This window comes from Nonomuraea sp. NPDC050556 (genome assembly GCF_044457355.1).
In the GTDB taxonomy this organism is placed as follows: domain Bacteria; phylum Actinomycetota; class Actinomycetes; order Streptosporangiales; family Streptosporangiaceae; genus Nonomuraea.
In genome coordinates, this window is the sequence record NZ_JBITGU010000004.1 from 1 (window position 1) to 13,584 (window position 13,584).

General features: G+C 67.3%; 12 protein-coding genes and 2 tRNA genes. 5 read left to right on the forward strand and 9 right to left on the reverse strand.

What is annotated here, in order from left to right; translation table 11 throughout:
- Nucleotides 1-483 precede the first annotated feature (483 nt).
- From ACIBG8_RS37000 to ACIBG8_RS37030, 7 genes are all read right to left on the reverse strand, one after another.
- On the reverse strand, nucleotides 484-3,057 hold the full coding sequence (locus ACIBG8_RS37000; RefSeq protein ID WP_397347844.1) for a valine--tRNA ligase: 2,574 nt from the start codon (nucleotides 3,055-3,057) through the stop codon (nucleotides 484-486).
- A gap of 61 nt (nucleotides 3,058-3,118) precedes the next feature.
- Nucleotides 3,119-4,402, reverse strand: a complete 1,284-nt coding sequence (clpX, locus tag ACIBG8_RS37005) for an ATP-dependent Clp protease ATP-binding subunit ClpX (RefSeq protein ID WP_397347845.1) — start codon at nucleotides 4,400-4,402, stop codon at nucleotides 3,119-3,121.
- 175 nt (nucleotides 4,403-4,577) lie between these two features.
- Nucleotides 4,578-5,201: an ATP-dependent Clp protease proteolytic subunit gene (locus tag ACIBG8_RS37010; protein WP_397347846.1), complete on the reverse strand. Its 624-nt coding sequence runs from the start codon at nucleotides 5,199-5,201 to the stop codon at nucleotides 4,578-4,580.
- An 11-nt stretch (nucleotides 5,202-5,212) separates the two neighbouring features.
- On the reverse strand, nucleotides 5,213-5,845 hold the full coding sequence (locus ACIBG8_RS37015) for a ClpP family protease (protein WP_397347847.1): 633 nt from the start codon (nucleotides 5,843-5,845) through the stop codon (nucleotides 5,213-5,215).
- 111 nt (nucleotides 5,846-5,956) lie between these two features.
- Complete coding sequence (locus ACIBG8_RS37020; RefSeq protein ID WP_397347848.1) at nucleotides 5,957-7,498, reverse strand: Na+/H+ antiporter; 1,542 nt, start codon at nucleotides 7,496-7,498, stop codon at nucleotides 5,957-5,959.
- A gap of 69 nt (nucleotides 7,499-7,567) precedes the next feature.
- Nucleotides 7,568-8,938, reverse strand: a complete 1,371-nt coding sequence (gene tig, locus ACIBG8_RS37025) for a trigger factor (RefSeq protein ID WP_397347849.1) — start codon at nucleotides 8,936-8,938, stop codon at nucleotides 7,568-7,570.
- Nucleotides 8,939-9,089: 151 nt separating this feature from the next.
- Complete coding sequence (locus ACIBG8_RS37030; protein ID WP_397347850.1) at nucleotides 9,090-9,956, reverse strand: helix-turn-helix domain-containing protein; 867 nt, start codon at nucleotides 9,954-9,956, stop codon at nucleotides 9,090-9,092.
- 232 nt (nucleotides 9,957-10,188) lie between these two features.
- On the opposite strand from ACIBG8_RS37030, the gene ACIBG8_RS37035 reads away from it, so the two are divergent.
- Both ACIBG8_RS37035 and ACIBG8_RS37040 read left to right on the forward strand, forming a co-directional pair.
- Complete coding sequence (locus ACIBG8_RS37035) at nucleotides 10,189-10,638, forward strand: ATP-binding protein (RefSeq protein WP_397347851.1); 450 nt, start codon at nucleotides 10,189-10,191, stop codon at nucleotides 10,636-10,638.
- Between the two features lie 61 nt (nucleotides 10,639-10,699).
- A complete protein-coding gene (locus tag ACIBG8_RS37040) occupies nucleotides 10,700-11,530 on the forward strand; it encodes a M48 family metalloprotease (RefSeq protein WP_397347852.1) in 831 nt (276 codons plus the stop codon).
- Nucleotides 11,531-11,554: 24 nt separating this feature from the next.
- Here ACIBG8_RS37040 and ACIBG8_RS37045 read toward each other — a convergent pair.
- Nucleotides 11,555-11,628, reverse strand: a tRNA-Pro gene (locus tag ACIBG8_RS37045).
- Between the two features lie 89 nt (nucleotides 11,629-11,717).
- Between ACIBG8_RS37045 and ACIBG8_RS37050 the strand changes: the two genes are divergently transcribed.
- The 3 genes from ACIBG8_RS37050 to ACIBG8_RS37060 all read left to right on the forward strand — a co-directional run bounded on the left by ACIBG8_RS37050 (nucleotide 11,718) and on the right by ACIBG8_RS37060 (nucleotide 13,057).
- Nucleotides 11,718-11,788 (forward strand) — tRNA-Gly (locus ACIBG8_RS37050).
- A 331-nt stretch (nucleotides 11,789-12,119) separates the two neighbouring features.
- Nucleotides 12,120-12,452 (forward strand): hypothetical protein, encoded by a 333-nt coding sequence (locus tag ACIBG8_RS37055; RefSeq protein WP_397347853.1) that lies wholly within the window; start codon nucleotides 12,120-12,122, stop codon nucleotides 12,450-12,452.
- Complete coding sequence (locus tag ACIBG8_RS37060) at nucleotides 12,452-13,057, forward strand: uridine kinase (RefSeq protein WP_397348862.1); 606 nt, start codon at nucleotides 12,452-12,454, stop codon at nucleotides 13,055-13,057. The genes ACIBG8_RS37055 and ACIBG8_RS37060 overlap by 1 nt, the downstream gene beginning before the upstream one ends.
- On the opposite strand, the gene ACIBG8_RS37065 is transcribed toward ACIBG8_RS37060, so the two are convergent.
- Nucleotides 13,036-13,581, reverse strand: coding sequence for an HAD family hydrolase (locus tag ACIBG8_RS37065; protein WP_397347854.1), 546 nt, complete (start codon nucleotides 13,579-13,581; stop codon nucleotides 13,036-13,038). The genes ACIBG8_RS37060 and ACIBG8_RS37065 overlap by 22 nt on opposite strands.
- Between the last annotated feature and the right edge of the window lie 3 nt (nucleotides 13,582-13,584).

Consider the following 13,584-nt stretch of genomic DNA (forward strand, 5'->3'; position numbering starts at 1 on the left):
TTCCAACCAAAGGAATCCGTCATATACATGACGGGGTTGTGCATCATGCACTGGCTTTTAACACACTGTTGAGTTCTCAAGAAACGGACGCGTACTCCCCGGTACTGCGAGAGGCGCACATTTCGTCTTTCGAATCTTATCAGATCCGGGCGATCCTTGTCAAATCGCTCGTTCCTGCATAATTCGGGCAACCCGTCTAACTTACTCTGACCTCCGGCCCGTGTCCAATCGTGCGGACACGCACCCGAAGATCGGGGTCAGTCAGTGGGATGTACAGAGCCTAGCAGCCCGTCCGAGTGCTCCAGTCGAAGCTCTCCAGGCCCTTGCTGCCCTGCGTTGAAAAGAGTAGCAGCCCATCCGGGATGCAACGCCCAACTTCAGTAACGAAAGGGTTTTCCCTCTCTGCGTGTTCCCCAAACCCCTTCCCCAGAAAACGACAAACCGCCCACACCGAGCACGGTGCGGGCGGTTCGACGAGCTCTGTCAGGCAGCGGGCAGCGCCGCGATCTGCGCCTCCAGGCGGGCGATGTCGGCAGCCGCCTGGTCAGCCCTCCCCCGGACCTTGGCCACCACGTCGTCCGGCGCCTTGGACATGAACTGCTCGTTGCCCAGCTTCGCCGCCACCTGGGCGGCCTCCTTCTGCGCCACAGCCAGATCCTTCTCCAGCCGCTTCCGCTCGGCCGCCACGTCGATCGTGCCGGCCGTGTCGATCTCCACCTCGACCCCGGCGACCACCAACCGCGCCGTGGCGTTGAACGTCTCCCCCGCCGCGTCGAGCCGCAGCAACGACCTGATCGCCGACTCGTGCGCGGCGAGAGCCGTACCCGACAGACCGAGACGGGCCGCGACCTTCTGGCCCGGCTTGAGCCCCTGGTCGGAGCGGAACCTGCGGACCTCGGTCACGAGGTCCTGCACCGCCAGGACCTCGGCCTCAGCGGCCGGATCCTCGTAACGTTTGTCGACCACCGGCCACGGCGCGACCACGATCGACTCCCCGCCGGTGACCGCGCGCCACAGCTCCTCGGTGACGAACGGCACCAGCGGATGCAGCAGCCGCAGCAACGCGTCGAAGACGTGGCCGAGGACGAGCCTGGTGTGGTCGAGCCCCTCGGACAGCTGGATCTTGGCGAGCTCGAGATACCAGTCGCAGACCTCGTCCCACGCGAAGTGGTAGAGCAGGTCGGACGCCTTGGCGAACTCGAACTCCTCCAGCGCCGCGTCCGTCGAGGCGATGACCGTCTGCAGCCGCGACAGGATCCACCGGTCGGAAGCCGTCAGCTCCGACGGCAGATCCCCCACCTGAGCGCCGTTCATCAGCGCGAAGCGCGTGGCGTTCCAGATCTTGTTGCAGAAGTTGCGCGACCCGCCGGCCCACTCCTCGCTCACCGCGACGTCCGCGCCGGGGTTGGCGCCGCGCAGCAGGGTGAACCGGGTGGCGTCAGCGCCGAACCGCTCGATCCAGTCGAGCGGGTCGACGACGTTGCCGAACGACTTCGACATCTTCTTGCCGTACTGGTCGCGGACCATGCCGTGCAGGGCGACCGTGCGGAACGGCGGCTCGCCGTCCATCGCGTACAACCCGAACATCATCATCCTGGCGACCCAGAAGAACAGGATGTCGTAGCCGGTGACCAGCACCGAGGTCGGGTAGAAGCGCGACAGCTCCGGCGTGCGGTCGGGCCAGCCCAGCGTCGAGAAGGGCCACAGCGCCGACGAGAACCAGGTGTCGAGCACGTCGGGATCCTGGACGTACCCGGCGGGCGGCTCCTCGTCAGGGCCGACGCACACGACCTCACCGGCTGGGCCGTACCAGACCGGAATGCGGTGACCCCACCAGAGTTGCCGGGAGATGCACCAGTCGTGCATGTCGTCGACCCAGTCGAAGTAGCGCTTGGCCAGCTCCGGCGGGTGGATGCGGGTGCGCCCGTCGCGGACGGCGTCGCCGGCCTCCTTGGCCAGCGGCGAGACGTTGACGAACCACTGCAGCGACAGCCGCGGCTCGACCACGGTCTTGCACCGCGAGCAGTGCCCGACCGAGTGCAGGTAGGGCCGCTTCTCGGCGACGATCCTGCCCTCGGCGCGCAACGCGGCCACCACGGCGGGGCGCGCCTCGAACCGGTCGAGCCCCTCGAAGGGCCCGTGCGCGGTGATCACGCCACGCTCGTCCATGACCGTCAGGGACGGCAGGCCGTGCCGGCGCCCGATCTCGAAGTCGTTGGGGTCGTGCGCGGGGGTCACCTTGACGCAACCCGTGCCGAAGGCGGGATCGACGTGCTCGTCACCCACGATCGGGATGGACCGCCCGGTGAGCGGCAGAACCACCGAGGTCCCGATCAGATGCGCATAGCGCTCGTCGGACGGATGGACGGCGACGGCCGTGTCGCCGAGCATCGTCTCCGCGCGCGTCGTGGCCACGACGATCTCGTCGGAGTAGCGGATGGAGACGAGCTCGCCCTCGTCCTCGCTGTGCTCGACCTCGATGTCGGACAGCGCGGTGTGGCAGCGCACGCACCAGTTGATGATGCGCTCGGCGCGGTAGATGAGCCCGTCGTCGAAGAGCTTCTTGAAGATCGTCTGAACGGCCCTGGACAGGCCCTCGTCCATGGTGAACCGCTCGCGCGACCAGTCGACGCCGTCGCCGAGCTTGCGCATCTGGCCGAGGATCTTGCCGCCGGACTCTTCCTTCCACTCCCAGACCTTCTCCACGAAGGCCTCACGCCCGAGGTCGTGCCGGGACAGGCCCTCGGTGCCGAGCTTGCGCTCGACGACGTTCTGGGTGGCGATGCCCGCGTGGTCCATGCCGGGCAGCCACAACGTCTCCTTGCCCTGCATGCGGGCCCGGCGACTCAGCGCGTCCTGGATGGAGTGGTCGAGCGCGTGCCCGATGTGCAGGACGCCGGTCACGTTGGGCGGGGGCAGGACGATGCTGTACGGCTCGCGCGAGCTGCCCGGATCGGCGCCGAAGTAGCCTTCGGATACCCAGCGCTCGTAGCTCCGGGTCTCGACGTCGGCGGGCGTGTACTGGGTAGGCAGCTCTGGCGTTGTCACAGTGACCAAGTTTAGAGCCCAAGCGAAAGGCCCCGGACACGATATGTGTCCGGGGCCTTGACGCGAGAGATCAGGCGGACTTCTCGCGCGGCGTGCGCTGCTGCTTGGCCGCCAGCTGGTCGCGCGGGACCAGCGTCGGGATCGCGTGCTCCAGGACGGACTCGCGGGTGATGACCACCCGGGCGACGTCCTGGCGGGACGGCACTTCGTACATCACCGAGAGGAGCACCTCCTCCAGGATCGCGCGCAGGCCGCGGGCGCCGGTGCCGCGCAGGATCGCCTGGTCGGCGATGGCCTCGAGCGCGTCGTCGGTGAACTCCAGCTCCACCCCGTCGAGCTCGAAGAGCTTGCGGTACTGCTTCACCAGCGCGTTCTTCGGCTCGGTGAGGATCTGGATGAGCGCCTCACGGTCGAGGTTGTGCACCGAGGTGATCACCGGAAGGCGGCCGACGAACTCGGGAATCATGCCGAACTTCAGCAGGTCCTCCGGCATCACGTCGCCGAAGATGTCGATCGCGTCGACCTCTTCCTTGGACCTGATGATCGCGTTGAAGCCGATGCCCTTCCTACCCACCCGCGACTCGATGATCTTCTCGAGCCCCGCGAAGGCGCCACCACAGATGAACAGCACGTTGGTGGTGTCGATCTGGATGAACTCCTGGTGCGGGTGCTTGCGGCCGCCCTGCGGAGGCACGGAGGCCGTGGTGCCCTCCAGTATCTTCAGCAGCGCCTGCTGCACACCCTCGCCGGAGACGTCGCGCGTGATCGACGGGTTCTCGCTCTTGCGGGCGATCTTGTCGACCTCGTCGATGTAGATGATGCCGGTCTCGGCCTTCTTGACGTCGTAGTCAGCGGCCTGGATCAGCTTGAGAAGGATGTTCTCGACGTCCTCGCCGACGTAACCCGCCTCGGTCAGCGCCGTGGCGTCCGCGATGGCGAACGGGACGTTGAGCATCTTGGCCAACGTCTGCGCCAGCAGCGTCTTGCCGGAACCCGTGGGACCTAGCAGCAGGATGTTGGACTTGGACAGCTCGAGGCCGTCGTCCCTGCCGCGGTCGCCTGACTGCACCCGCTTGTAGTGGTTGTAAACCGCCACCGACAGCGCCTTCTTGGCGTTGTCCTGGCCGATGACATAGCCATCGAGGAACTCGAAGATTTCCCTCGGCTTGGGCAGATTGTCCCACTTGAGCTCGGAGGACTCGGAGAGCTCCTCCTCGATGATCTCGTTGCAGAGATCGATGCACTCATCGCAGATGTAGACGCCAGGTCCGGCGATGAGCTTCTTGACTTGCTTCTGGCTCTTCCCGCAGAAAGAGCACTTCAGCAGGTCTCCCCCGTCGCCGATGCGTGCCACCCCAGATACTCCTTTGCGTGGGACCGCCCTGCTCCCGCGATCCGTATCCTCCGGACCCGGTCCGAACCGCTCAGGTTTCGACGTTACCGTCTTCTGGGCCCTCAGTGAGCCCCCTGGCGGCGAGTCGCACCGGAAGGTGCCCAATTGGGCACCGTTCCGGCGCGGCGCCATCTCGTCAGGAAGCCACGGCCTGAGCTCGCTTTTTCCGCGACGGGATGATGTCGTCGATCAGACCATACGCCTTCGCTTCATCCGAAGTGAGAATCTTGTCGCGTTCGATGTCCTTGCGGATCTCGACTGCGGGCTTGCCCGTGTGCTTGGCCACGATCTCCTCCAGGAGGGATCGCATGCGCAGGATCTCACGGGCCTGAATCTCGATGTCGCTTCCCTGGCCGCCGCCCTCGGTGGAGGGCTGGTGGATGAGGATGCGCGCGTTCGGAAGCGCGAAGCGCTTGCCTGGCGTGCCACCTGCCAGCAGCACGGCCGCCGCTGAAGCGGCCTGGCCGAGGCAGACGGTCTGGATTTCCGGCCTGACGAACTGCATCGTGTCGTAGATCGCCGTCATGGCCGTGAAGGACCCGCCGGGCGAGTTGATGTAGATGCTGATGTCCCGGTCGGGATCGAGCGACTCCAGCGTCAGCAACTGCGCCATGACGTCGTTGGCCGAGGCGTCGTCGATCTGCACTCCGAGGAAGATGATGCGGTCCTCGAAGAGCTTGTTGTACGGGTTCATCTCCTTCACGCCGTAGGACGTGCGCTCGACGAAGGAGGGGAGAACGTAGCGGCTCTCGATGTTCACTTCAACTCCCCCTAGGAGACTGGGCCCTGAGAGGACACCTGGCGCGCGTTGCGCACGACCTGGTCGATGAAGCCGTAGTCCTTGGCTTCGTCGGCCGTGAACCAACGGTCGCGGTCGGAGTCCTGCTCGATCTGGTCGAGCGGCTGGCCGGTGTGGAAGGCGATCCGCTCGGCCAGGGTCTTCTTGACGTAGAGCATCTGCTCAGCCTGGATGGCGATGTCGGCGGCGGTGCCGCCGATGCCACCGGAGGGCTGGTGCATCATGATGCGCGCGTGCGGCAGGGCGAAACGCTTGCCAGGGGCGCCGGCGCAGAGCAGGAACTGCCCCATGGAGGCCGCCAGGCCCATCGCAACCGTTGCCACGTCGTTCGGCACGTATTCCATCATGTCGTAAATCGCCATGCCGGCGGTGACAGAACCACCCGGCGAGTTGATGTACAGGTAGATGTCACGCTCTGGGTCGTCCGCCGCGAGCAACAGCAATTCCGCACAGATCCGGTTAGCGATCTCGTCGTTGACGTCCGTGCCGAGCACGATGATGCGCTCGCGCAACAGACGCTGGTAAAGCTGGTCCTCGAGCCGGAAGGACGAGCCGTTCTCACGGCCTCGCGACTCAGGGTGATAGAAGGTCGGCGGGCTGGTCACAGCGTCACCTTCCGATCAGTCGTCATCGATGGGCTTTGCTTGTGACCTTAACGCGCAGGGCTCACAGGTCATGCCCGGTCCGCGTACTGTTCGCTGACGGCGCAGGTCGCCTCATGGACTTCCCTGGCCCTGACGGCCCGCCTCGAGGTCCAGTTCATGCCCCAGTTTGCGCATCGTGTCCGCACTGATCCTGCCCTTGCGGTACAGCTGGTGCAGCTTCTCCCGCTGAGCTTTGATGAGCTCTTTGCGCAGCCATCCCTTGGGCGCCGGCGACTCCTCCGAGTCGTCGAGTACGGCACGCACCCGGTCGAGCCTGAGCTCGAACAGCTGGCGGTAGACCTCGGCGGTGTGCTCGTCCACCCGGTCGTCGGCCGCGAGGGCGTCCAGACGGGCGAGAGCGGCCTCCAGGGTGGCCTCGCGCGCCGTACCCTCCTCCTTGAGCAGGTCCTCGCCCTCGCTCAGCCCCAGCGCCCGCAGGAGGGGCGCCAGGGTCGGCGCCTGGCCCAGCAGGGTGGCCAGGACGACGCAGGCGGCCAGGAAGATGAGCAGCGGCCGGTTCTCGACGTCCAGCGGGATCGACAGGGCGATGGCCAGGGTGATCGCGCCGCGCATTCCCGCCCAGCCCATCACCAGGCGCTGCCTCACGTCGATGCTGGCGAAGCGGCGGAAGCGCAGCAGCGGCACGACCACGAGCGTCCAGAACAGCCTGACGAGCACGACGACGCCCACCACGAGCAGTGCGGCCACGGCGAGTCTCGGCCAGGAGCGGTCGGCCACCTCGGCGAACACGTCGGTCATCTGCAGCCCGAGCAGGACGAACAGGGTCGACTCCAGCAGGAAGACCAGGACGTCCCAGAAGACCTGCGCGGTCAGCCTGGAGGCGGGCTGGAACACGCCCTGTCCCTTCACCCCCAGGTAGAACCCGACGACGATGGTGGCGAGGACGCCGGACAGCCCCATGTGCTCGGCGGGGATGTAGGCGACGAACGGGGTCACGAGCGACAACACGATCTGCACGCTGGCGTCGTGGATCAGCGGGCGCACCCTGCCGATCACCCACGCGAGCGCGAAGCCGTACAGGATGCCTCCCGCCACGACCTGAAGCAGGTCGATCACCACGTCTGCCGCGGTGACCTGGACGGTGAGCGCGGTGAGCGCGAGCCCGAACAGCGTGAGCGCCACGCCGTCGTTGACCAGGCTCTCGCCTTCGAGGATGGTCACCAGCCTGCGCGGCGCGCCGAGCCGCTTCATGACCGACGTGGCGGCCACGGGGTCGGTCGGCGCGACCGCGGCCCCGAGCGCCAGCGCGGCCGCCCAGGTCAGATGCGGTACGGCGAGGCCGACGGCGAGCATCACGCACAGCGCCGTGACGAAGGTCAGGGTGAACGCCATGATCCCGATCGGGACGGCGTCCGCGCGCGTCTCCCTGGGCGCGGTCAGGAACGCCGCCCGGTAGACCAGCGGCGGCAGGAAGATGTTGAGCACGACGTCCGGGTCCACGTGCACGCCGTCCACGCCCGGCAGGAGGCTCACCAGGATGCCCAGCAGGACCAGCAGGATCGCCTCTGGCACGTTGAGACGCTTGGCCAGCGTGCGCGCCACCACGAGCGCCACAGCGATCGCCAGCGCCAGGATGAACAGCTCGTCGCCCACGATGCCCCCAGAAAAGACAAAACCCCCAGCCTGCACGCAGGCCGGGGGTTTCGTTGTGCTACGGGGAGCTTACTCCTCGGAGTCGGCCTCGGCGGCCTCCTCGGTGACCTCTTCACCGTTGATCTCGGTGTAGATCGCCTTGAGGTCGACCTCGTTGCCCTCGGTGTCGACGACCTTGGCCGCGTCGCCGATGACGGTCTTGGCCTTGTCGCGGACGATCTCGACCATGGCCAGCGTGAGCTGGTCGTTGTCGGCGAGGTGCTGGGCCAGCTGGTTGGGCTGGACGCCCATCTGCATGGCGCGGCGGACCACGAAGTTGGTGAGCTCCTGCTCGGAGACGCCCAGCTCCTCGGCCTTCACGATCTTGTCGAGCACGAAGCCCGTCTTGATGGCCTTGGCGGAGTTGGTGTCGAACTCGGCGAGGCGCTCCTCCTCCGTCGTCTGGTACAGACGGTAGAAGGCGTCCTTGCTGAGGCCGCTCTCGGCGATCTGGTGCTCGTTGTTGTGCTTGCGAGCGTCGACCTCGGCCTTGAGCGCGCTGTCCGGGATCGGGATGTCGATCTGGCCGAGGAGCGCCTCGAGGGCCTTCTCGCGCGCCTGGACGACCTGGTCGACCAGCTTGTTGCGGCGGGCCTGCTCGCGGATGCTGTCCTTCAGCTCGTCCAGCGTGTCGAACTCGCTGGCCAGCTGGGCGAACTCGTCGTCGAGCTCGGGGAGGACCTTCTCCTTGACCGACTTGACGGTGATGATCACGTCGGCCTCCTCGCCGGCGTTCTCACCGCCGACGAGCTCGGTCTTGAAGGACTTCTCGTCGCCGGCCGACATGCCCTCGAGCGCGTCGTCGAGGCCCTGGAGCACCGAGCCTGCGCCGACCTCGTAGGAGACCTCGTTGGCCTGCTGCTCCTCGATGTTGTTGCCATCGATCTCGGCGCGCAGGTCCATGACCACGTAGTCGGTCTTGGTGGCGGCCCGCTCCACGCCGGTCAGCGTGGCGAAACGCTGGCGCAGGGCGTCGAGCTGGGTGTCGATGTCGGCGTCCGAGACCTCGGCCGAGTCGACGGTGACCTCGAGGCCCGCGTAGTCGGGGACGTCGAAGTTGGGGCGGATGTCGACCTCGGCGGTGAACTCGATCTGGTCACCGTCTTCGATCTTGGTGACCTCGATGTCGGGCTGGCTCACCGGGAAGACGTCGACCTCGTCGACGGCCTGGCTGTAGAGCTTGGGCACCGCGTCGTTGAGGGTCTCCTCAAGCACCACCGCGCGGCCGAAGCGCTGCTCGATGATGCGCGCAGGGACCTTGCCTGGGCGGAAGCCGGGGACGCGCACCTGCTGCGCGACCTTCTTGTATGCCGCATCCAGGCTCGGGCGCAGCTCGTCGAACGGCACCTCGACGGTGAGCTTCACCCGGGTCGGGCTGAGCTCCTCGACAGCGGTCTTCACGGGGTGGTCTCCTTGATCAAGCTTCGAGTGATCGCGGGCGCGTCTCTTCGGAAACGGCTCACGCGCCGCGCCCACATGAGGCGGCATTCTGGCACGCTCCGCATCGGCGGGATCCAATGCCGCCTGCCAGTCTAGGGCAGAAGTGCAGCCCTCAGAACTCTTCCGCGATGGTACGCAGCAGTTCGACGGTCTCCACCGGTGTGGTGCTCACCGCGCACAGCCGTTCCATCACCTCGCTGTAGCGGTCGACTTCCTCGCGCTTGTCCAGGTAGAGGGCGCTGGCCAGCTGTTCCACGTAGACGACGTCCGGCAGTTCCCTGTCCGGGAAGCGCAGGATACTGAAGGCGCCGCCCTCCGCGCTGTGCCCGCCGAAGCTGAACGGCATGACCTGGATCGTGATGCGCGGCTGGCGCATCAGGTCGATGAGGTGCTCGACCTGGGCGCGCATGACCTCGCCTCCGCCGATCGGCCGGCGCAGCGCCGCCTCGTCGATGACCGCCCAGAAGATCGGCCCGTCCGGCCGGTCGAGCAGCCGCTGGCGCTCCAGGCGCAGGTCGACGCGGCGGGCGATCTCCTCGGAGCCCAGGCCGGCCGACCCGGCGGTGATGACCGCCTTGGCGTACTCCTTGGTCTGCAACAATCCGGGAACGAACTGCACTTCGTACGTCCTGATGCGCGCCGCGGCCTCTTCCAGGCCCACGTAGGCCTGGAACCAGCCGGGCAGGACGTCGTTGAACCTGTGCCACCAGCCGGGCTCGTTGGCCCGGTCCACGAGGTCGAGGACGGCGGCCCTGGCCTGCTCGTCGATGACCTCGTAGAGCGTCAGCAGGTCGGCTACGTCACGCTCCTTGAATCCGACTCTGCCCAGCTCCATGCGGCTGATCTTGGATTCCGACCCCCTGATGAGGTGGCCGGCCTCCTCGCGCGTGACGCCCTTGGTCTCGCGCAGGCGGCGGAGCTGCGAGCCCAGGAGGATACGCAGAGCCGTCGGCCCCGTGCCCGGCTGATGCTGCGTCACGTCGCCTCCTCTTAGGTCCGCACACAGTGTCATCATCTTGCGGCCAGATGACAAGGTCTCAACCTCGTGTCCGGTTTGGATACCCAGACGCGTAGTCGCTCATGCGGTTGCACATTGCACATGCACGTGCATTTGGGTCTTGCAGCTCCGGCGCTCGTGACCCATGATGGCCTAGTGCATATTGGGCCAAACATGCACTAAACCCAACGGGTGAGCGGGAGGTACCGGCAGGATGGTGGAGGATGCTCTGGCCACTGCCGCCTGCTTGCAGCTCACCAGGGAAGTGGGCTTCGACCGGCTCCTGAACAACGGTCACGCCCTCCCTTTTCAGGCCGACTCCGTCAAGGCCGCCAGGGACATCACCCGCACCACCCTCAGCGACTGGGGACTGTCGGAGCTGAGCGACGACGCCGCGCTGGTGGTCTCGGAACTGGTGACCAACGCCGTCCGCTACACCAGGGGCCACAGGGACATCACGCTGCTGCTGATGCGCGTGGCGCCGCACGTCCTGCTGGCCGTGGCCGACCCCAGCGACGAGGCGCCCAGGCGCAAGGAGCCCGACTTCGTGTCGGAGAACGGGCGCGGGCTCTACATCGTGGAGACCTACAGCCAGTGCTGGGGCTGGGACCCGCTCGCCGACGGCGGCAAGGCGGTCTGGGCCCTCTTCCAGACCGAAGCCTGACTTATTAGTCTGGTAGGGGATTTCTCCTTTGCGGGGGTCCCCCATGCGCATGCTCATTCCCATGGCGCTTCTCGCGGCCGTCTACGCCGCGGTGCTGGCCGTCCTTCTTCGTGCCGGTGTACCTGTCGAAGTCGTCGTCACCGGCGGCGCCGCCATCCTGCTGGCCCAGTGGTGGTGGACCGAGGCGGCCGCGCGGCGCGCGATCGGCGCCCGGGTCGTCGACCGGTCCCAGGAACCGGAACTGCACGCCGTACTCGACCGTCTTTGCGCGCTGAGCGGGCTGCCCAGGCCGCGGCTGGCGGTCAGCCCGACGCTTTCGCCCAACGCGTACACGATCGGGCGCGGCCCCCGGTCGGTGACGATCATCGTGACCGAAGGGTTACGGCGGCGCCTCTCGCCGGACGAGCTGACCGCGGTCCTGGCGCACGAGATCGCGCACATCCGGCACCGCGACGTGGCGGTGATGACGCTGGCGAGCTCGTTCACGATCTTCCTGCAGGCGTTCGGCCGGCACGCGCGGCAGGCGATCCGGCGGGTGCCCGTGCTGTTGTTCCTGCTGTTCCCCGCGTTGCTGATGCTGACCATCTACCTGATGGTCATCGGGGCGCTCGCCGGGGTGGCCAGCTTCGTGGCCCACGTGCCGTTGCGCGCACTCAACCGGGCACGGGAGCTGGCCGCGGACCGGGCGGCGGCCGAGCTCCTGGGACAGCCCGCGTTGCTGGCCTCGGCGCTGCTCAAGCTGCACGACGCGAAGGGGATCCCGCTGACCGACCTGCGGGCCGGGGCTTACGCGCTGGGCGTGGTGGCCTGCCGTACGGGCTCTGGCCTGATGGCCACGCACCCGCATGTGAACGAGCGGGTGCGGCGGCTGCTGGAAGGCCACCCTCGCTGAGGACAGCGAGAGTGGCCCGTTGGGTCGGGGCGACAGGATTTGAACCTGCGACTTCCTGCTCCCAAAGCAGGCGCGCTACCAAGCTGCGCCACGCCCCGATTCGTCGATTGCGCATGCGCCCCGTGACTCCGGTACGCTTACGCCCTGACGACCGGATGAAGTCTAGACCAGAGTTCGACCGGCTCGCGCGGACGTAGCTCAATGGTAGAGCCCTAGTCTTCCAAACTAGCTACGCGGGTTCGATTCCCGTCGTCCGCTCAGATGACGAAAGGCCAGGTCAGCCCCATGGGCTGCCTGGCCTTTCCGCATCTTCTGGGATTTCTTTCGAGCTCGCAGGATCATCTGCCCCAGCCGAGGCATCTGGACAGGGTCACGAGCAGTAAGCGGACGGCGAAGATCGGCCCAACGATCTCCACCCTCGAACGAGACACCTGGCACTCCAGTCTCCTTCATGCGTTCTAGCCCTGTTGCTCTGCCGGAATCCGCGTGACACTGGGGAGTTCCCCGGCGATCAATTGCCCCAGAACCTCGGAGGCGGGTACGGCGCGCTGATAGCGGCAGGAATCGCGCATGTGCCACGATGTGCCGGGTGATCAGGACGCAGCTACTCAAAGCCACCGCAGCCGGCGTCCTGCTGCCGCTGGTGATCGCGGCGGCCACGATCGTCCTGTTCGCCGTCACCCCCTGCGCCGAGCAGGGCTGCTTCAGCGTCCTCGACGGCGCCGGCGAGCGGGCGCTGTGGATCGCCGCCTTCCTGGGCTGGCCGCTGCTCTACCTGGTCAGGGTGCGTCCCGCCTGGCCGGTCGCGGTGATGGGGGCGTTGTTCATGATGGTGGCCTGGCCGTTCGTCGCGTTCCCGTTCGACGCGGTCGCGGGGGTCGTGGCGTATCCGGCCGCCGTGCTGATCTCCGTGCGCCGGTGATGCGTCCCATCTCTCCCAAGGTCCTGGTCGAGGAGCTGGTCGAACGGATCCACGCCACCGCGGCGCCCTGGGTGCGGGTGGCGGTCGACGGGGCTCCTGCGGCGCTGCCGGGTGAGCTGGCCGACGCGCTGGTCGAGCCGCTCAAGGCGCTGGGCAGGCCGGTCGTGCGGGTGTCTGCCGCCGACTTCCTGCGTCCGGCCTCGTTGAGGCTGGAGTACGGCCGGACGGATCCTGACGTGTTCTACACCGACTGGCTCGACGTGAAGGCGCTGGCCAGGGAGGTCGTCGGGCCGCTGGCGCCGGGCGGGTCCGGGCGGGTGCTGCCCGCGTTGTGGGACAGCGCGCGGGATCGGGCGTTTCGCGTGCCGTACGAGGAACTGCCCGCGCGTGGGGTGTTGCTGCTCGACGGGGCGCTGTTGCTGGCCACAGGGTTGGAGTTCGAGGTGACCGTGCACCTGTGGCTGTCGCAGGGCGCCCTTGCCCGCCGTACGCCGGAGGCGGACCGCTGGCAGCTGCCCGCCTTCGCCAGGTACGACAGGGAACGGGCGCCCGCCGACGTGACCGTCAAGGTCGACGACCCGCGTCATCCGGCGACGCTGGAGTAGAGGATGCCGCGCATCCCCACCGCCCGCGCCCCCTCGACGCAGGCGGGCGTGTCGTCGATGAACACCGCCTCCCCCGGCTCCACACCGAGCCTTTCGCAGGAGAGGCGGTAGATGCGGGGGTCCGGCTTGGACATGCCCACCTCGTGCGAGTAGACGATGTCGTCCACCAGATCCTCGAACCCATAGGCGGCCTGCTCCCGCTCCCTGGCCCCGACGAAGCTGTTGCTGAGGATGCCGGTCCTGTACCGGGGCCTGAGCCCGCGCACGAACGCGATGAGCCGCGTGTTGGCGGTGCCCAGGTACTCCGCCCAGATGTCGTCCATCAGCGCGGACACCTGCTCCTCGTCGAAGCCGTAGTGCTCGGCGACCGCCTCGTGCACCTGCTGCTCGGTGACGGTGCCGATGGCGCCGGCGGCCCAGATGTGGTCCATGCGGCCGTCGAGTCCCCACTTCTCGCGGAGTCCGCGGTCGGGGGTGAGCTCCAGTACGCCGCCGATGTCGAACACGACTGCCCTTATCGCCATGGA

Bases quoted from the DNA above. Each gene is read 5' to 3' on its own strand.
- ACIBG8_RS37035 (WP_397347851.1), top strand. From the start codon at position 10,189: ATGGTGGAGGATGCTCTGGCCACTGCCGCCTGCTTGCAGCTCACCAGG.
- ACIBG8_RS37040 (WP_397347852.1), top strand. From the start codon at position 10,700: ATGGCGCTTCTCGCGGCCGTCTACGCCGCGGTGCTGGCCGTCCTTCTT.
- ACIBG8_RS37060 (WP_397348862.1), top strand. From the start codon at position 12,452: ATGCGTCCCATCTCTCCCAAGGTCCTGGTCGAGGAGCTGGTCGAACGG.
- ACIBG8_RS37065 (WP_397347854.1), bottom strand. From the start codon at position 13,581: ATGGCGATAAGGGCAGTCGTGTTCGACATCGGCGGCGTACTGGAGCTC.